Here is a 17,652-nt window from a genome sequence, read left to right as displayed (position 1 = left end):
CGCCCGTTATCCCACTGCCCGCAGGCGGGAGGGGAAACACGGGCTCGCTTCAAATGGCAGGTCCCCATCCGATCGGGACGATGCGATCAGAAGCTCAGCTCGTCGTAGATTTTCGACAGGTCGTGGTCCCACGGCCCTTCGTAGCGGTCGAGCAGGTCGTGGGCGGGCGATTTGCCCGTCGCCGCGATGCGGCGCAGCGGTTCGAGGAAGCCGACCTCGTTGTCGCCCATCGAATTGACCTGTCCGCGCGCCGCGAGCCCCGCCGCGGCGATGTCGAGCACGCGGTGCGCGAGCTGGCCGACGGTGCCGCCGCCGGGCGCGGGGGCGTCGAGGCCTTCGCTGGGGACGGCATCGCGCAGCGCCTGCTGCTCCTCGATGCTCCAGCCCTTGACGAGATCCCACGCCGCATCGAGCGCGCCCTGGTCGTAGAGCAGCCCGACCCACAGCGCGGGCAGCGCGCAGATGCGGTTCCACGGGCCGCCGTCGGCGCCGCGCATTTCGAGGAAGCTCTTGAGCCGCACCTCCGGAAAGGCGGTCGAGAGATGGTCGGTCCAGTCGGAAAGCCGCGGCAGTTCGCCAGGAAGAGCCGACAGCTCGCCTTTCAGGAAATCGCGGAAGCTGAGGCCCGCAGCATCGATATATCGGCCGTCGCGGAAGACGAAATACATCGGCACGTCGAGCATATAGTCGACATAGCGGTCGTACCCGAACCCGTCCTCGAACACGAAGGGCAACATGCCGGTGCGCGCGGGGTCGGTGTCGGTCCAGATATGGCTGCGATACGACATATAGCCATTGGGCTTCCCCTCGGTGAAGGGCGAGCTGGCGAAGAGCGCGGTGGCGAGCGGCTGGAGCGCGAGCGAGACGCGGAATTTCTGCACCATGTCGGCCTCGGACGAATAGTCGAGGTTGGTCTGGATGGTGCAGGTGCGCAGCATCATGTCGAGCCCCATGCTGCCGACGCGCGGCATATGCTCCAGCATGATCTTGTAGCGGCCCTTGGGCATGATCGGCAGCTCGGCGCGCGTCTTGTCGGGCCACATGCCGAGCCCCAGGAAACCGAGCCCGAGTTCGGCGCCGACTTCCTTCACCTGCTTGAGGTGCCGCCCGGTCTCGGCGCAGGTCTGGTGGAGATTTTCGAGCGGAGCGCCGGAAAGCTCCAACTGCCCCGCGGGTTCGAGGCTGACGGTGCCGTCGCTGCCGGCAAGCGCGATGACATTCCCGCCCTCGATCACCGGCTCCCAACCGAAGCGCGTAAGCGCCATCAAGAGGTCGCGGATGCCGCCGGGCTCGTCATAGGAGGGGGCGCGGTGGTCGGCGGTGCGATAGACGAATTTTTCGTGCTCGGTACCGATCCGCCAGCGATCGCTCGGCTTCTCGCCCCTGGCCATGGGCGCCGCGAGCTGGTCGCGACTTTCGATGATCGGATCGTGGCTGTCGGAAGCGGTGCGCGTGCTCATTTCGCGCCATCTAGACTATTCGGTATAGAATGCAATCGGGGTCATGAGGGGCGCCGACGGTGTCAGTTCACCGTGACGTCGAACGTTACCGCCATCGCTGCCGCGGGGGCCAGGGTCGCGGTGCTGGCGGACACGGTGGTTCCACCGATCGCCGCGCCGAAGGGGTCGCTTTCGTCCGCTCCCGCCGCATCGTCGTCCTCGGCCGTGGTCGCGCCCGCGCAGCTCGTCCCGCTGCGCAGCGACCCCGGAACGAAGGTGGTGGTGGCGGGCAGGGGATCGGAAACGAGGATGCCCGTCGTGGTCGCGCTGCCGCCGTTGGTGACGAGCAGGCAATAGCGCATCGTCGCGCCGGGTACCGCTTTGGGGTTGGTAGTGCCGTTCAGCGGATCGCTGACGACGCTGCTTGTCTTGGCGATCAGCAGATTGCCGACCGGGCGGCAGAAGAGGAAGTCGTGAATCGCCATCCCCTGCTGCCCCGGATTGGCCGGAGCAAGGCCGTGGCTGCCATAGTCGATCGTGATGCTGTCCACCGGCGCCGCGAAGGTCACGGTCACGGTGCCGTCGGCGCTGGCGTCGGCCGACAGGACATCGCCATAAGCGGTGCTCCCGATGACATAGTTGGCGGTGCCGTTCGTCAGCACCGGCGTGACGTTCGTGCCGTTGAAGCTGCCCGTCACGGTGACGCGGTCGGCGAACTGCCCCGCTGCATAGTCGACGTCGAACAGCCGGAACTGCGCGCCGGGGACCGCGGTGGGCAGGGTGATCGTCGAGGTGACCGAGCCCGCCTGACTGGTGAAATCGACCAGCTCGAAGATCGAATATTGCGCCGGAGACAGCGCACCGGTGACGATATTCTGCCGGGTCGGCGACTGGCCGCCATAGGTCGCGTTGCTGAGGAAGGCGCCGCCGCTGATCGCGATGTTGAAGCCGGTCGTGCCGATCGCGGTCAGCGCATAGCTGCCGCTGGTCGTCCCCGCGCTCCACGTCACGCCGTCCCAGTCGAGCGTCGTCGTCCCGGCCGGGCAGACGAGCGTCGGCGGGGTTCCCGCGGTGCGCGTTCCGGCGACGGTGAAGCTCGCCGCGGCATAGTCGTCCTCGCCCGCGGCGCCGTTGCCGGGGGTCGAATCATAATCATAGGCCGAGGAGGCGCTGATCTCTGCGACATTGGTGATCGTCGCGCCCGCGGTTGCCGAGACGGTGCCGCTGATCGTCAGCGTGCGCGTCGTGCCCGGCGGGATGCTGCCGACGGTCCAGACCCCGGTGGTGCTGTTGTAACTGCCGAACCCCGACGCGCCGGTGAAGGTCACGCCCGGGGGGAGCATGTCCTGCACCGTCACGCCCGTCGCGGTGAGCGCCGAGGCGGCGGCATTGGTCACGCTGAGCGTATAGCTGATGCTGGCGCCCGACGAAGGGTTCGCGTTGCTCACCGATTTCGCGAGCGACAGGTCGGCATAGGGTGACAGCGGTACGCTGGTCAGGGTCAGGTCGGCGCGCGTGAAACTGCCGCTGTCGCCGTTCAGCGAGTCGCAGATTTGCAATTGCCACGTTCCCGCGGTCCCCTGTCCGTTGAAGTCGGCGAGCGCGCCCTCGGGGCGGAAGGTCCGCTGGTACGGCGGCGCCGCCGACGTGTTGTCGTTCGCCGTGTGGGTCGAGATGCTCGCCGCCGCGCTGTCGTCGAACAGCACGTTCAGATTGTCGGCGCCGGTGCCGACATTGGTGATGAGATTGACGACGGTTCCCGAAGGCGAGGTCAGCGTGACGCGAAGGTCGCCGCGATAGCTGTGGCCGAGCTGGACGCCGATATTGACGTCGGTAATCTGCGTGTTTGCCGCGACGGTGAAGGTGCGCACCATCGGCCCGGTACAGGGGGTGGCGGTTTCGCTGATCGTGCCGGCCGCCGTGTTGCTGTAGGTCGCGCTGGTCTGAGCCGCAGCGGGTGCAACGACGAGAGCCAGCGCCAGCCAGGCGAGCATGGTCGCCGCCCGCCTCAGCAGTGTCCGCCGGCCCCCACGCCAGCGATCTCGGCTCTGGTCCCGCCGTTGCATGAGCAGGCTTTGCGGTCGATATCCCTAATTTGAAGTTAATAACTGCCAGACTGGCAGCAATAATGTCCATTTTTGGTACAGTTATGCCCAATCGCCGTTGGCCGCCATCCAAACCCCGATTGCCGCGATCGCCGCGGTCTCGGCGCGCAGGATGCGCGGGCCGAGCGCGATGCGCCGGACCGCGGGGTGTGCGAGCAGCAGATTGCGCTCGGCGGTGGTGAAGCCGCCCTCGGGCCCGGTCAGGATCGCGGCGGGCGGCGGCGCGGGGGCGACAGCGAGCGATTCGCCGCCCGCTTCGTCGGCGAAGAGCAGCGACCGCCCGGCGGGCCACGCTTTCAGGATCTGTGGCAGTTTCACCGGCTCGGCGAGCTCGGGAAGCGCGGTGCGCCCGCATTGCTCGCACGCCTCGACGATCTGCGCCTCGAGCCGTTCGTGCCTGACCCGTTCGACGATCGTCCGTTCGGTGATTACGGGCTGCAGCCGCGCGATGCCGAGTTCGGTCGCCTTTTCGATGATCCAGTCGAGCCGCGCTTTCTTGACCGGCGCGAAGCAGAGCCAGAGGTCGGGCACCGCCTCGCGCGGGCGCATCAACGCCTCGATGGCGATGTCGAGCGAGCGCCTGCCCGCGTCGGCGATGCGCCCGAGCCATTCGCCGCTGCGATTGTCGAACAGCAACAGCGGGTCGCCCACCCTCAGCCGCATGACGTTCAGCAGATAGTGCGCAGCCGCGCCGTCGATGTGCGGCGCGGCTTCGGGGCCGAGCGGCTGGTCGATATAGAGGCGGGGCGTGCTGGCGGGCGGCCAGGCGGGTGTCGCGGGCATGGCGCCGCGATAGCAGAGCGCGGCGCGCGGCGCATCTGCCGTGTCGAGCGAACCGACCTGTCCCGATACGGGCCAGAATCGGCGCCGAAATGCGAGCATGTCGGGGGAGCCGATTAGCGATTTGGTAAGCAGTTTCCCCCTAGGTGCGAGGATACCAGTCGCGCATCTGGGTGGGTGGTGCGTCTGGACCAAGAGGGGTTTAGACCATGCGAGGGACCATTTTGAACGGCCTCAGGGCCGGCGCCTCGAAACTTCTGCGCGACCAGCGCGGCAACGCCATGATGCTGACGGCGGCTGCGATCATCCCGGTGATCGGCATCGTCGGTTCCGCGGTCGATATCGGCCGCGCCTATATGGCGCAGCTCCGCCTGCAGCAGGCGTGCGACGCCGGCGTGCTCGCCGGCCGCCGCGCGATGGCCGGCGGCAGCTATGGCGACCCGCAGAAGGCCGAAGCGAACAAGATGTTCAACTTCAACTACCCGACTGCGATGTACGGCAGCACGGGCATATCCTTCTCGTCGGTGCCGGTCGGGACGTCGTCGGTCGGCGGCACCGCGGCGGCGACGCTGCCGACGCTGGTGATGACGATGTTCGGCAAGGAGAATTTCGCGCTATCGGTCAATTGTGAGGCGAAACTCGAAATCTCGAGCACCGACGTGATGCTCGTGCTCGACGTCACCGGGTCGATGGACGATCAGATCGCCGACAGCGACGCCGGCGGCGGCGCGACGATCGCGAAGATCGCGGCGCTGCGCAACGCGGCCAACCTTTTCATGACGACGATCACCTCGGCCGAACGCGGCGATGGTCGCCTGCGGATCGGTGTCGTGCCCTACAGCGGCACAGTCAACGTCGGGGCGATCCTGCAGTCGAGCTGGATCGCCGACACCGTCACCGTGCCGTCGCGGCAGCCGAATACCGCCGCGCTGTGGACGACGACGTCGAACACGACCGGATCGCCGACCAATACAACGCCGTCGGGCTGGTCTAGCTGGGCATCGCAAACGGTGACCGCCACGACGAACAGCAATTGCTCGAAAAGCAGCGAGATCATCAGCGGAACGTCGACGACGACGGTGAACGGTCCGAACATCTCCGGCGACACGCGCACGACGGTAACGACGACGGGCGTGCCGAAAACCGAATATGCGTACCGGAACCAGTCGTTCAACAATTCTACCAAGGTCTGCACTCGCGAAAGGCGGTCGCGAACCTATACCGAAAACACGGTCCAGACGAAGACCGAGAAATATACCTACACCTATCTCGACCGCACCTTCGACGTGTCGTCGGGGAAGAACATGTCCACGTCGCTTTCGTTCAACACCGGGACGGCCGGGGCGAGCCAGTCCGCGCCGTGGACCGGCTGCGTGATGGAGCGCGCCACGAACGCCTTCGCGTCGAACGCCGCGCCGCCTGCGAACACCTATGACATGGATATCGACCTGGTGCCGACGGCGAACGACGACACCAAGTGGCGGATGTTCATTCCCTATTTCGTCTATTCGCGTTCGTCGCCGACCAATGTGAACTCGACCACCAACAGCACCAATTTCGGCAAGCAGTCGGAGAATTTCGGCGACACGGGCGCCTGTCCGGTGCCGGTCATGAAGCTGACCAACATGGACGATGCGGGCAAGACCGCGTTCACCACCAAGATCAACGGCCTGAAAGCGCAGGGTTATACCTATCACGACAGCGGCATGGCGTGGGGCGCCCGTCTGATCTCGCCCGACGGTCTGTTCGCTGCCGAGAATGGCAATTACATGGGCCGCCCGGTCGGACGCCACATCATCTTCATGACCGATGGCGAGATGAACACGCCGCGCACCAATTATTCGCATCAGGGCCTCGAGCAAGTGATGCAGCGCATCGGTGCGACCGATAACGCCGATGCGATCGCGCGCCACACCAACCGCCTCAGCTATCTGTGCGCGGCTGCGAAGCAGAAGGGCATCGTCGTCTGGATCATCGGCTTTGGCGTCGACCTCGACGACGCCAAGAATGCGAAGCTTGTCGCCTGTGCATCGTCGGGCAAGGCCTATGAAGCGGGCAGCAGCGCGCAGCTCGCCAGCATCTTCTCGCAGATCGCGCAGCAGATTTCGCGCCTGAGGCTGTCGCAATGACGCGCCGGTCCAGCCTGCTCCGCCGGCTTCGCGACAGCGAGCGCGGCGCGGCGCTCGTCGAGTTCGCCTTCACCGGGCCGCTCTTCATCCTGCTGCTGATGGGCATCTTCGACTATAGCTGGCAGATGTACGCAAAGCAGGTGTTGCAAGGCGCCGTCGCAAAAGCGGCGCGCGATTCGACGCTTGAAACGGGCGGCGCCAGCCAGACGGCGCTCGACGATGCGGTGGAGACGGCGGTGGTGAAAGTATTCCCCCACGCCGAAGTGACCTTTGCCCGCCGGGCCTACGACAATTTCAGCGAGGTCGGGAATCCCGAACCGTTCAACGACGACAATGGCGACGGCGCACACCAGAACACCGAATGCTTCGAGGATGTGAACGGGAACGGCGTCTGGGACAGCGACCGCGCGCGCGGCGGCAACGGCGGCGCCGACGACGTCATCCTCTACACCGTCGAGATGAAGTTCGATCGCGTCCTGCCCGTATGGCGGATGCTGGGTCAGCCACAGGAAACCACGTTGAGGGAGACAACGGTGCTACGCAACCAGCCCTTCGCCGTCGGGTCCGATGCCAGCCCGGTGCGCTGTCCATGAGCGCGCGGCGGATCATCGCGCGCGCGATCATGCGGCGGCTGCGCCGCGATCGCCGCGGCGCCGTGCTCGTCGAAATGGCGTTCACCGTGCCGTTGCTCGTCCTGCTCGGCTTCGGGGGAATCGAGATCGCCAACCTCGTGCTCGTGCATACGCGGGTCAGCCAGATCGCGCTCGGCGCCGCGGACAATGCATCGCGCATCGCGACGGGCGACTCCTTGTCGCAACCGATCATTCGCGAGATCGACATCAACGAAGTCTTTTCGGGTGTCGAGAAACAGGCACGCAACATGGATTTCGAACGCCGCGGCCGCGTCATCCTGTCGAGCCTCGAACGCAACACCGACGGCGGGCAGTGGATTCACTGGCAGCGCTGCTACGGCGACCTTGGGGTTCAGTCGAGCTTCGGCGCCGCCGGCGACGGCGCGACGGGCAACGCCTTTCCGGGCATGGGCCCGACGGGCAAGGAAGTCACCGCCGCCGCAGGGACCGCGGTGATGTTCGTCGAAGTCTATTACGACTATCAGCCCTTGCTCTATGGCAAATGGCTGGGATCGCAGCGCATCCACACGACGGCCGCGTTCAACGTCCGCGAAGCGCGCGACCTGAGGGAAGGGTTCAACCCGACCCCGACCGGCACGGTCGCCAGCTGCACCTGATCGCGGCCGGGTCCATCCAATCAATCATTTATCCGGCTCGCGCCGCCTGCTAGGGCGCGAGCCGATGACCGCCGCGCCACCCGACAGCCAGTTCCAGGGTTTCGTCGCCCTCCTGCCGGCCGGCGCGCGGCCCTATGCGTTGCTCGCGCGCTTCGACCGGCCGATCGGCTGGTGGCTGCTCTATTGGCCGTGCGCCTTCGGCCTCGCGCTCGCGGGCGGCGCGCTCCATCACTGGCCCTTGTTCCTCTGGCTGCTGCTCGGCGCGATCGCGATGCGCGGCGCGGGCTGCGTCTATAACGACATCGTCGATCGCGATCTCGACGCAAAGGTCGCGCGCACCGCATCGCGGCCCGTCGCGAGCGGGGCGGTGTCGGTGCGCAACGCGCTGCTGTGGACGATCCTGCTGTCGCTGGTCGGCCTCCTCGTGCTCGTCCAGCTGCCGCGCGGGGCGCAGATCGTCGCGCTCGGGAGCCTCGCGCTCGTCGCCGCCTATCCGTTCATGAAGCGGATCACCTGGTGGCCGCAGGCTTGGCTCGGGCTGGTCTTCAGCTGGGGCGCGCTCGTCGGCTGGATCGCGGTCGGCGGCGGCGAGGGGCTCGGGCTGCCGCTTCTCTATGCCGGCTGCATCGCATGGGTGATCGGCTATGACACCATCTATGCGCTGCAGGATATCGAGGATGATGCGCTGGTCGGCGTGAAGTCGAGCGCGCGCGCGATGGGCGCGCATGTGAAGGGCGGCGTCGGTTTCTGCTACGCGGTGGCGCTCGCCTGCTGGGCGGGCGCGCTGTGGAGCGTGCGGCCCGATCCGCTGGTGTTCGTCGCGCTCGTCCCGGCAGCATTGCACCTGACGGGACAGGTGGTGACGCTGAACCCCGCCGATGGCGCCGACGCGCTCGCCAAGTTCCGCAGCAATCGCTTTGCCGGACTTCTGGTGTTCGCGGCGATGCTGGTGGTCGGCAGCGCGCCCTGATCATTCGGCCGCGAGCAGTTCCTCGGCGCCGCCGAGATCGACCGAGACGAGGCGGCTGACGCCCTTCTCGATCATCGTCACCCCGAACAATCGGTGCATGCGCGCCATGGTGACCGCATTGTGGGTGACGATCAGGTAGCGCGTGTTCGTCTCGCGCGTCATGCGGTCGAGCAGGTCGCAGAAACGCTCGATATTCGCGTCGTCGAGCGGCGCATCGACCTCGTCGAGGACGCAGATCGGCGCGGGGTTGGTGAGGAACAGGCCGAAGATCAGCGCGACCGCGGTCAGCGCCTGCTCGCCGCCCGAGAGCAGGGTGAGCGTGCCGAGCCGTTTGCCCGGCGGCTGCGCCATGATTTCGAGTCCCGCTTCGAGCGGATCGTCCGAATCGACCAGTTCGAGATGCGCCTGGCCGCCGTTGAACAGCGTCGTGAAGAGCCGCTGGAAATGCTCGTTCACCGTCTCGAACGCCGCGAGCAGGCGGACGCGGCCCTCGCGGTTCAAATTGCCGATCGAGCCGCGCAGACGGTTCACCGCCTGCGTCAGTTCCTCGATCTCGGCGGCGTTGCGTGTCCGTTCGGTGTCGAGTTCGGCGAGCTCGTCGGCGGCGACGAGATTGACCGGGCCGAGCCGCTCGCGCTCGGCGATCAGCCGGTCGTGCTGCGCCGATTCGTGCATCGCGTCGCCGACGCCGTCCTCCTCGAAGCCGGCCTTCTTGGGCAGCAGCGGCGGCGGGCATTCGAAACGCTCGCCCGACAGGCGGCCCATCTCGACGCGGCGCAATTCGGCATTTTCGGAGCGCGCGACCGCGCCCGCGCGGGTTTCGCGCGCCGCGGCGACGCGCTCGCGGATCGCGGTGAGCGCGGCTTCGGCTTCGCGGAGCGCGGCTTCCGCCTCGCGCTCGCGCGATTCGGCGGCGCCCATCTGTTCGCGAAGGGTGGCTTGTTGCGTCTCGGCCGCGCCGCGTTCGGCGGCGAGCTTTTCTGGGACGTCGGCGAGTTTCGCGGCTTCGGCGGCGAGGGCTTCGGCGCGTTTGTCCATTTCGGTAACGCGGCGCGCCGCCTCGCCGGCGCGCGCTTTCCAGCTCTTGATCTCGGCGCTGACGACTGCCTGCCGTTCGCTCAAGGCCGCGAGGGTGCGTTCGTGTGCCGCCAGCGCGTCGCGGGCTTCGCCGGCGTCGGTGCGCGCGCGCTCGGTCGCGGCTTCCTCGGCATCGAGCGCAGCGCGCGCGATGCTGTCGTCCGGCAATGCTGCCAGCGCGGCTTCCTGCGCCGCGAGCGCGTCGGCGGCTTCTTTCGCGGCCGCGGCGACCTCGGCAAGCCGGCGATCGAACATCGCGGTCGCGTCGCGGTGGCGATCGAGCGCGGCCTGTGCCTGGTCGGCGGCGCGCAGCGCGGCGCGGCGAGCCTCGTCGGCCTGCGCGAGCCCCCTGCGGGCTTCCGCGGCGGCTTCGGCGAGTTCGCCCGCCCTGGCGGCCGCGGTATCGCGGCGATCCTTCAGTTCCTGCACGCCGAGTTCGACTTGCGGACGCTGCGCGGCGAGCGCGTCGAGGCGGTTCTGGCGTTGCAGCCGCTCGGTCGCCGTCGCGCCGTCGCCGCGGGTGACGAAGCCGTCCCAGCGGCGCATCATGCCGCCCGTCGTGACGATGCGCTGGCCGACCGCGAGTGTCTGGCCGCCGTCGCTTTCGGCAACCGCGACCTGCGCAAGGCGGCGGGCGAGTGCCGCGGGCGCGGTTACGAAATCGGCGAGCGATTGCGTTCCCGCGGGAAGCACCGGATCGTTCTTTCCCTTGTCGGCGCCGCCCCAACTCCGCGCCGCGTCCTTTGCGGTGCCCGCATCGAGATCGTCGCCCAGCGCGGCGGCGAGCGCGGCTTCATAGCCCGGCGTCACGCGAAGCTGGTCGAGGATGCGGTCGTCGTCGCTCTTCGCGGCAGCGAGCGCGCGTTCGAGCGTCGCCGCCTCTCCGTCCAGCGCGGCGAGCGCGGCGCGGGCTTCGGCGAGACCGGCTTCGATGGTGGCGAGATCGGCGGCGGTCGCTTCGCGGTCGGCTTCGGCGTTCTGCAAGGCGGCTTCGGCCTCGGCGATCGCGGCTTCGGCCGCTTCGGCCGCCCTGGCGCTTTCGGCCTCGGTCGCGGCGAGCGCGGCGCTGTCGCCGAGCGCGGCGATTTCGGCATCGACGCGCGCCTTGTCCTGCGCCACGCGGCGGACGGCGGCTTCGGCGGTGTCGCGCGCCGAGACGGCGATGCGGCGGTCGGCGGCTTCGCTCGCGGCCTTGGCGCGCGCCTGCGCCAACGCGACCTCGGCATCGCGGAGGCGCGTCTGCGCCGCCTGATTGGCCTCGACGAGCGCGGCCTTGTTTGCGTCGTGCGCGGCGATGTCGCGCTCCAGCGTTTTGCCCTCGGCGTCGAGGCCGGTGAGCGCGGCGTGCGCTTCGCGCGCGAATTCGCCTTCGCGTGTCCGATCGTCGGCGAGCCGCGCCTGTTGCGCCGCCAGGTCTTCCAGACGCTGCCGCGCCGCGCGTTCCTCGCCCTGCAGGCGGACGAACGTCGCGGTCGCCTCGGCGAGCGCATCGCGCCGCGACTGCGCCTCGGCGCGCGCGGCGCCGACGCGCGTCGCGACCTCGACTTGCGCCGCCGAGACGGTCTCGAGTTCGGCCTGCGCGGTTTTTACCGCGGCTTCGGCGGCGTCGGCGTCGCGGCGCGCCTGATCGGCGGCGGCGGCGGCGTCGCGCCAGCGTGCATAGATCAGCCGTCCTTCGGCGACGCGGATATCCTCGGACAGTTTCTTGTATTTTTCGGCCGCGCGCGCCTGACGCCGGAGCGCGTTCGCGCGCACCTCCATATCGGCGACGATTTCGGAGAGGCGACCGAGATTGGTTTCGGTCGCGCGCAATTTCTGCTCGGCGTCCTTGCGGCGAACGTGCAGGCCCGCGATGCCCGCCGCTTCTTCGAGCATTGCACGGCGGTCGGTCGGCTTGGCGGCGATGACATTGGCGATCTTGCCCTGGCTGACGAGCGCCGGGCTGTGCGCGCCGGTCGCGGCGTCGGCGAAGATCAGCGCGACGTCCTTTGCGCGCACGTCGCGGCCGTTGGCGCGATAGGCGCTGCCCGCGCCGCGCTCGATACGGCGGATGATTTCGATCTCGTGGCCCTCGCTTGCGTCCGAAAGCCCCGCGACGACGCCGCCCTCGGTATCGCAATGGATCGCGACCTCGGCGAAATCGCGGGGCGGGCGCCGCGTGGTGCCCGCGAAGATCACATCCTCCATCCCGCCGCCGCGCATCGACTTCGGCGAGGATTCGCCCATCACCCAGCGGATCGCCTCGAGCAGGTTCGACTTGCCGCAGCCATTGGGGCCGACGACCCCGGTGAGGCCGGGTTCGATGCGCAGTTCGGTGGGTTCGACGAAGCTTTTGAAACCGGTCAGGCGCAGCCGCTTTATCTGCACGGAAAGCTCCCGTGCAGGTCGTCGAATCGCGGCTGTTGCAACCTTTGCGTCACAATTCCCCCTCGCACCGTCATGACGCGCCGGAGGGGGAGTCGCAAGGGGTTAGAAAGGCTCCTCCCCGCGGGCTCGCCGCAGGGAGGATCGCCGGCGTTCAGCGTGCGCCCATCGTGCGCAGGCGGTCGCGCAGCAGGCCCCAGGTCGCGATACCCTCGGCGACCTGGCCGTTGATGACGAAGGTCGGGGTGCCCTGGATCGTATATTTCTCGACCGCAGCGTTGGTGCCCTGTTCGAGCTTCGAGATATTGTCGATATTGCCGAGGCACGCGTTGATCTGTTCGGCGGTGACGCCGCGCGACTGGAAGAAGGCGTCGAGCTTCCATGCCTTGGCGAGCGCCGGGAAGCGCTGCGCCGGGGGCAGCTTCATCGCCGCTTCGCCGCCCGCGGCATTCGCCTGCGCGCCCGCGAAGAGGTCGGCCTGCGAGGCGAAGACATTTTCCTGCAGCGGGAAATAGCGGTCGACCGGGCCGCAGCGGATGACCGCGGCCGCCATCGCGTCGAGCGGATCGCGGATGAAGTTGCGCACCTCGAGGCTCACGCGGCCGGTGTCGATGAAGTCGCGCTTGATCTCCTCGTGGCTTTCCTTGGAAAATTCGGCGCAGTGCGAGCAGGTCAGCGAGGCGAATTCGATGATCTTGATCGGCGCGTCGGGGTTGCCCATCAGATAGCCGCCGTCGGCGGTCTGGCTGACCGTTGCCGACCAGCTCTTGCCCGCGGGCGCCGCGACCTTGGCAATGACATCCTGTTCCTTGGCGGGGTCGGTCTTGCTTTCGCCGCAACCCGCGAGCGCGAGCGCGCCGAGCGAGGACAGGAGGAGGATACGCAGCGGGGCCTTCGTCATGGTCGGTTTCTCTCCGGACAGGGGATATGGTGGCTTCTTAGGAGCCCTTCAGGGCGGCGTCGAGTTTCGTTTTGAGCGCGGTCCACTGGACCACGGCGGCGTTGCGGCCGTTGATGAAAAAGGTCGGGGTGCCCGCGACGCGATCGGCGTTCTGGCCGATGTTGGTCATCCCCGCGATCTCCGCCTGCGCGACCTCGCTGTCGAGGCATGTGCCGATCTGCGCCGTTGTATAGCCGCGCTTCTGCATGATCGCGGAGAGCCCGGTGTCGGCGGCGATCCTGCGCGCGCGGTCGCCGAGGCTGCCCTGATACCAGCTTTTCCTCTGCGCTTCGGTCGCCTTGGCGACCTTGCCGAGCCAGACCGGCTGCGCGGCGAAGATCGCGTCGTGATTTCCGGCGAAGGCAGCGGGCGCGCCGCAGCGCGCGAGCAGCGCGGCGGTCATGTCGACGGGGTCGCGGACGAGGTTGCGATATTCGAACAGCACCAGCCCCTTGTCGATATAGAGGGTGCGGAGCGGGGCCGAACCCGCCTTGGCGAATTCGGCGCAATGGCTGCACGTATAGCTGAAATATTCGACGAGCCGGACCTTCGCGTTCGGGTTGCCGACGATATAGGCGCCGATCGGGCTGGTTTCGACCTTCGCCGACCAGCGGACGGGCTGCGCGGGCGTGGCGGCGGCGAACAGCGCGAGCGCGGCGGTGGCGGCAACTGCGACGGCGATGCGGCGCGAGGTCGGGCGAAGTCGGGACATGCGTGGCCTTCAACTGATCCGGGGGAGCTTCGGCGCCGACGCCAGCCCCGCCGCCATGCGTTCGAGCACGGTACGCAGTTCCGGGTCGCCGATATCGCGAAGGCTATCCCCCAATTCTTCGGGTACGGGTTTGAGCATTGCGGGCGGCTGAACGGGGGCGGCGGGGGTCACCTGTCCGTGCGTCATCCGCACCGTGGCGATCGCGGCATAGCCGAAGAAGCGGTTCACCGCGGCGATGATGTCGGGCGACACATGCTGGAGCATCGGGGCGTGCGCGCCGCTGATCGTCAGGTGCAGCGTGCCGCCCGCCTTCTGCCCGGCGGGGAAGCGGATCATCGCGGGCTGGGTAACGTCGGCGAGCCGGTCGCCGACGATCTCGCGCCAGCGGCTGACCACCGACGACTGGATGAAGCCGAATTTGCGGAAGGCGGTGCGGCCGATTTCGGGGACGAGGTCGGCGATCGAGCGCGCCTCGCCGCCGCGCGGGCGCTCATAGGGCTTGGCGTCGGGCTTCTTTGCCGCCTTCTTCTTCGGCTTTTCGCCTTTGGGAGTGTCCGCTTTCGCCATCGCCGCCGCCATGCCATAGGCGGGGGGTGAGCGTCCAGACTTCAGGCAGCATCGACAGTTTCGCCGCGCGTCTGCTCGGCTGGTACGACCGGTCGGCGCGCGCGCTGCCATGGCGCATTCCGCCGGGGAGCGATGCGGTGCCCGATCCGTACCGCGTGTGGATGGCCGAAATCATGCTGCAACAGACGACGGTCGCGGCGGTCGCCGGCTATTTCGAGCGTTTTGTCGCGCGCTGGCCGACGGTCGCCGATCTGGCGGCGGCCGACGACGCCGACGTGATGGCGGCCTGGGCCGGGCTCGGCTATTACGCCCGCGCCCGCAACCTGCTCGCCTGCGCGCGCGCCGTCGCCCGCGAGCATGACGCGCATTTTCCCGATAGCGAAGCGGGGCTACGCGCGCTGCCGGGGGTCGGGGATTATACGGCCGCGGCAGTCGCCGCGATCGCCTTCGGGCGCCCGGCGGTGGTGATCGACGCCAATATCGAACGCGTGATCGCCCGGCACCGGCTCATTGAAACCCCGCTTCCCGCCGCCAAGCGCGCGATTCGCGCCGAGCTGGCGCCGCTGGTTCCCGGCGAGCGGCCCGGCGACTTCGCGCAGGCGCTGATGGACCTCGGCGCGACGATCTGCACGCCGCGCGCGCCCGGGTGCGGCATCTGCCCGGTCATGGTCGACTGCCGCGCGCAGGGCCGCGCCGATATCGAGCGCTTGCCGGTCAAGCCTGCGAAAAAGGCGAAGCCGCAGCGCTATGGCGTCGCGCACTGGATCGAGCGCGACGATGCCGTCTGGCTCGTCCGCCGTCCCGACAAGGGGATGCTCGGCGGGATGCGCGCGCTGCCCGGCGGCGCCTGGACCGACGTTCCGCCCGCCGAGTCCGGTATCGTCCAGGTCGATCATGGTTTCACCCATTTCGACCTTCGCCTGACGCTCGTTGCCCGCGAAAGCGAGGATGCCGCAGGGGAAGGCGAGTGGTGGCCGCTTTCGGCGCTTGACGCGGCCGGATTGCCGACGCTCTATCGCAAACTGACCGACAAGATGCGGGAGAGAATTTCATGACCATGATGGTTTCGCGCCGGGCGCTGCTGGGCGGTTTCGCGCTGGGCGGCGCAGGGCTGATGCTGCCGGGTGCGGCGCTGGCTTGGAAAGCCGACGGCGGTGCGGCCTACCCGGCGACCGCGGCCTTTATCGAGGGCTTCGTCGACCGGCGCGAACTCGCCGGGACGCTCGCCGCGATCGGCAAGGGGCAGGGCGCGCTCGACGTCTTCGGCGCGGGCACGCAGGCGATGGATTCGGCGCGGGCGGTCGACGGCGACACGATCTGGCGCCTCTATTCGATGACCAAGCCGGTCACCGGCATCGCGGCGATGATCCTGATCGAGGACGGCAAGCTCAAGCTCGACCAGCCGATCGCCGACATCCTGCCCGCCTTTGCGAAGATGAAGGTTCAGAACACCCCCGACGGATCGCTGACCGACGTGCGCGATGCGACGACGCTGATCACGGTGCGCCACCTGCTGACGCATACCGCGGGGCTCGGTTACGGGATCGTCCAGAAGGGACCGCTGCGCGACGCCTATAACGAGCAGGGGATTCTGGGCGGGCAGGTCAGCCGCCTGCCGATTCCGGGCTTGCCGGCGTCGAAGCCCGCGCCGAGCCTTGCGGAATTCGCCGACCGGCTCGCCAAGCTGCCGCTTGTTCACGAACCCGGCACGCAGTGGAGCTATTCGGTCGGGCTCGACCTGCTTGGCCGCGTCATCGAGGTCGTATCGGGGCAGCCGTTCGACCTGTTCCTGAAGGCGCGCCTGTTCGATCCGCTGGGGATGAAGAGCACGGGGTTTCAGGTCGCGGCGGCCGACGTCGGCCGGCTTTCGACCAACTATGCCCCCTTTGGTGGCGCGTTGCTGCCGATCGATCCGGCGACAAGCTCGATCTATCTCGACAAGCCGCCGATCCATTATGGCGGCGGCGGGCTCGTTTCGACCGCGCGCGACTATGACCGCTTCCTCGCGATGCTGCTCGGCGAAGGCGAGACGGACGGCGTGCGGATCCTGAAGCCCGAGACCGCCAGGCTCGCGATGTCGAACCTGTTGCCCGCGGGCGCCTCGACAAAGAACAGCTTCGTCGAGGGCGAAGGGTTCGGCGCGGGCGGGCGCGTGTCGCTGCCGACCTCGCCGACGGGCGAGGGCGTTTTCGGCTGGGGCGGCGCGGCGGGAACGATCGGCTTCGTCGATCGCAAGCGCGGCTGCCGCGTCGGCGGCTATGCGCAATATATGCCCGCCGAGGCGCTGCCCTTCCAGCGCGACTTCGGGAAGAATTTCTACAAGGATGTGATGGCCTGATGCCGCTGCCGCTTGGTTTCACCGGAGCGCGGCTCGACCGCGCCGATCGCCTGCGTACCGATGCGGAAGCGTTTGCGGCGGCAACGCAGGATCCGCGCGCGACCTGTCTCGCGATGGACGGGATCGATCCGGTCCCCGGCGAGCGGGGCGGGTTGATCTGGGAACCGCTGGACCCCGCCGACGAGCGCGCGCTGCTGTTGCTGGGGATCGACGATGCCGGCGCGCCGCGCTTCGTCCGCGCGCCCGCGCCCGGCGCGCGCATCGACGCGCGCTCGCGGACGGTCATGCGCCTGATCCCCTTGCTGTCGCCCGAGGAGGCGGCGCTCTACGGCGGCGCCCGCAGCCTTGTCGACTGGCATGCGCGGCACGGCTTCTGCGCGGTGTGCGCGGCGCCGACCGGGATTTTTCGGGGCGGCTGGGGGCGGAAGTGCGGCAATTGCGGTTCGGAGCATTTCCCGCGCGTCGATCCCGTGGTGATCATGCTCGCCGAATATCAGGACCGCGTGCTCGTCGGGCGCCAGCCGGGCTTTCCGCCGGGCTTCTTCTCGGCGCTCGCGGGGTTCGTCGAACCTGGCGAATCGCTCGAAGAGGCGGTGGCGCGCGAATTGTTCGAGGAGGCGGGGATCCAGGTGTCGGACGTGGTGTATGTGGCGAGCCAGCCCTGGCCCTTCCCCTCGTCGCTGATGATCGGCTGCCGCGCGGTCGCGCATGATACGGCGCTGACGATCGATACGACCGAGCTCGAGGCGGCGATGTGGGTCGACCGCGCCGAGGTGCGGGCGGCGCTGGCGGGCGAAATGGGGGCGAGCTTCATGGCGCCGCCGCCGCTGGCGATCGCGCGTTATTTGCTGGAGGATTGGGCAGGGTAGCTTCCCGTACGGTCTCGTTCCGGAGCGACGGCGCAGAAACGCGCGATCACCCTCATCCAACTCCGCCTAGCCGCTGCGCGGCAAGGCTTCATATCCTTCTCCCATCAAGGGAG

Annotated in this window: 14 protein-coding genes; 7 read left to right on the top strand and 7 right to left on the bottom strand. The window is 68.3% G+C overall.

The window, feature by feature from the left end:
- Positions 1-86: 86 nt before the first annotated feature.
- The 3 genes from QOL68_RS10990 to QOL68_RS10980 all read right to left on the bottom strand — a co-directional run bounded on the left by QOL68_RS10990 (position 87) and on the right by QOL68_RS10980 (position 4,327).
- Entirely contained in the window at positions 87-1,460 is a 1,374-nt protein-coding gene (locus QOL68_RS10990; protein ID WP_204992238.1) for a glutamate--cysteine ligase, read from the bottom strand.
- Between the two features lie 62 nt (positions 1,461-1,522).
- Complete coding sequence (locus tag QOL68_RS10985; protein WP_282949436.1) at positions 1,523-3,433, bottom strand: proprotein convertase P-domain-containing protein; 1,911 nt, start codon at positions 3,431-3,433, stop codon at positions 1,523-1,525.
- Between the two features lie 153 nt (positions 3,434-3,586).
- Positions 3,587-4,327 (bottom strand): 16S rRNA (uracil(1498)-N(3))-methyltransferase, encoded by a 741-nt coding sequence (locus QOL68_RS10980; RefSeq protein ID WP_282949529.1) that lies wholly within the window; start codon positions 4,325-4,327, stop codon positions 3,587-3,589.
- A 206-nt stretch (positions 4,328-4,533) separates the two neighbouring features.
- Here QOL68_RS10980 and QOL68_RS10975 point away from each other — a divergent pair, with 206 nt between their 5' ends.
- The 4 genes from QOL68_RS10975 to ubiA all read left to right on the top strand — a co-directional run bounded on the left by QOL68_RS10975 (position 4,534) and on the right by ubiA (position 8,672).
- Complete coding sequence (locus QOL68_RS10975; protein ID WP_282949437.1) at positions 4,534-6,453, top strand: TadE/TadG family type IV pilus assembly protein; 1,920 nt, start codon at positions 4,534-4,536, stop codon at positions 6,451-6,453.
- The gene (locus tag QOL68_RS10970; RefSeq protein ID WP_058456766.1) at positions 6,450-7,046 is read left to right on the top strand and encodes a TadE/TadG family type IV pilus assembly protein; all 597 of its coding nucleotides are present in this window, start codon (positions 6,450-6,452) and stop codon (positions 7,044-7,046) included. The genes QOL68_RS10975 and QOL68_RS10970 overlap by 4 nt, the downstream gene beginning before the upstream one ends.
- The gene (locus tag QOL68_RS10965; RefSeq protein WP_282949438.1) at positions 7,043-7,702 is read left to right on the top strand and encodes a TadE/TadG family type IV pilus assembly protein; all 660 of its coding nucleotides are present in this window, start codon (positions 7,043-7,045) and stop codon (positions 7,700-7,702) included. Before QOL68_RS10970 ends, QOL68_RS10965 begins: the two co-directional genes overlap by 4 nt.
- 64 nt (positions 7,703-7,766) lie before the next feature.
- On the top strand, positions 7,767-8,672 hold the full coding sequence (ubiA, locus tag QOL68_RS10960; protein ID WP_282949439.1) for a 4-hydroxybenzoate octaprenyltransferase: 906 nt from the start codon (positions 7,767-7,769) through the stop codon (positions 8,670-8,672).
- On the opposite strand, the gene smc is transcribed toward ubiA, so the two are convergent.
- From smc to QOL68_RS10940, 4 genes are all read right to left on the bottom strand, one after another.
- A complete protein-coding gene (smc, locus tag QOL68_RS10955; protein ID WP_282949440.1) occupies positions 8,673-12,116 on the bottom strand; it encodes a chromosome segregation protein SMC in 3,444 nt (1,147 codons plus the stop codon).
- Positions 12,117-12,267: 151 nt separating this feature from the next.
- Positions 12,268-13,014, bottom strand: coding sequence for a thioredoxin domain-containing protein (locus QOL68_RS10950; protein WP_204992244.1), 747 nt, complete (start codon positions 13,012-13,014; stop codon positions 12,268-12,270).
- 37 nt (positions 13,015-13,051) lie between these two features.
- Positions 13,052-13,765 (bottom strand): DsbA family protein, encoded by a 714-nt coding sequence (locus QOL68_RS10945; RefSeq protein WP_282949441.1) that lies wholly within the window; start codon positions 13,763-13,765, stop codon positions 13,052-13,054.
- Between the two features lie 9 nt (positions 13,766-13,774).
- Complete coding sequence (locus tag QOL68_RS10940) at positions 13,775-14,332, bottom strand: DUF721 domain-containing protein (protein WP_058456828.1); 558 nt, start codon at positions 14,330-14,332, stop codon at positions 13,775-13,777.
- Positions 14,333-14,358: 26 nt separating this feature from the next.
- On the opposite strand from QOL68_RS10940, the gene QOL68_RS10935 reads away from it, so the two are divergent.
- From QOL68_RS10935 to nudC, 3 genes are read left to right on the top strand one after another with little or no spacing between them, the layout of a single operon-like run.
- Positions 14,359-15,387 (top strand): A/G-specific adenine glycosylase, encoded by a 1,029-nt coding sequence (locus QOL68_RS10935; protein WP_282949442.1) that lies wholly within the window; start codon positions 14,359-14,361, stop codon positions 15,385-15,387.
- Positions 15,384-16,670 (top strand): serine hydrolase domain-containing protein, encoded by a 1,287-nt coding sequence (locus tag QOL68_RS10930; RefSeq protein WP_282949443.1) that lies wholly within the window; start codon positions 15,384-15,386, stop codon positions 16,668-16,670. Before QOL68_RS10935 ends, QOL68_RS10930 begins: the two co-directional genes overlap by 4 nt.
- Positions 16,670-17,539 carry an NAD(+) diphosphatase gene (nudC, locus tag QOL68_RS10925; RefSeq protein WP_282949444.1) on the top strand — a complete coding sequence of 290 codons (870 nt, stop codon included), beginning with the start codon at positions 16,670-16,672 and terminating at the stop codon, positions 17,537-17,539. The genes QOL68_RS10930 and nudC overlap by 1 nt, the downstream gene beginning before the upstream one ends.
- Positions 17,540-17,652 lie beyond the last annotated feature (113 nt).

This window comes from Sphingopyxis sp. Geo25, from assembly GCF_949769135.1.
Classification (GTDB): domain Bacteria; phylum Pseudomonadota; class Alphaproteobacteria; order Sphingomonadales; family Sphingomonadaceae; genus Sphingopyxis.
Note: the sequence above shows the minus strand (reverse complement) of the source record. Positions and strands in the feature narration are given on the sequence as shown.

What these genes read in the sequence shown, in the direction of transcription:
- QOL68_RS10985 (WP_282949436.1), bottom strand. Translation starts at nt 3,433, where the DNA reads ATGCTCGCCTGGCTGGCGCTGGCTCTCGTCGTTGCACCCGCTGCGGCT.
- QOL68_RS10930 (WP_282949443.1), top strand. Translation starts at nt 15,384, where the DNA reads ATGACCATGATGGTTTCGCGCCGGGCGCTGCTGGGCGGTTTCGCGCTG.
- ubiA (WP_282949439.1), top strand. Translation starts at nt 7,767, where the DNA reads ATGACCGCCGCGCCACCCGACAGCCAGTTCCAGGGTTTCGTCGCCCTC.
- QOL68_RS10990 (WP_204992238.1), bottom strand. Translation starts at nt 1,460, where the DNA reads ATGAGCACGCGCACCGCTTCCGACAGCCACGATCCGATCATCGAAAGT.
- QOL68_RS10980 (WP_282949529.1), bottom strand. Translation starts at nt 4,327, where the DNA reads ATGCCCGCGACACCCGCCTGGCCGCCCGCCAGCACGCCCCGCCTCTAT.
- QOL68_RS10945 (WP_282949441.1), bottom strand. Translation starts at nt 13,765, where the DNA reads ATGTCCCGACTTCGCCCGACCTCGCGCCGCATCGCCGTCGCAGTTGCC.
- QOL68_RS10970 (WP_058456766.1), top strand. Translation starts at nt 6,450, where the DNA reads ATGACGCGCCGGTCCAGCCTGCTCCGCCGGCTTCGCGACAGCGAGCGC.
- QOL68_RS10965 (WP_282949438.1), top strand. Translation starts at nt 7,043, where the DNA reads ATGAGCGCGCGGCGGATCATCGCGCGCGCGATCATGCGGCGGCTGCGC.
- QOL68_RS10940 (WP_058456828.1), bottom strand. Translation starts at nt 14,332, where the DNA reads ATGGCGAAAGCGGACACTCCCAAAGGCGAAAAGCCGAAGAAGAAGGCG.
- nudC (WP_282949444.1), top strand. Translation starts at nt 16,670, where the DNA reads ATGCCGCTGCCGCTTGGTTTCACCGGAGCGCGGCTCGACCGCGCCGAT.
- QOL68_RS10950 (WP_204992244.1), bottom strand. Translation starts at nt 13,014, where the DNA reads ATGACGAAGGCCCCGCTGCGTATCCTCCTCCTGTCCTCGCTCGGCGCG.
- QOL68_RS10975 (WP_282949437.1), top strand. Translation starts at nt 4,534, where the DNA reads ATGCGAGGGACCATTTTGAACGGCCTCAGGGCCGGCGCCTCGAAACTT.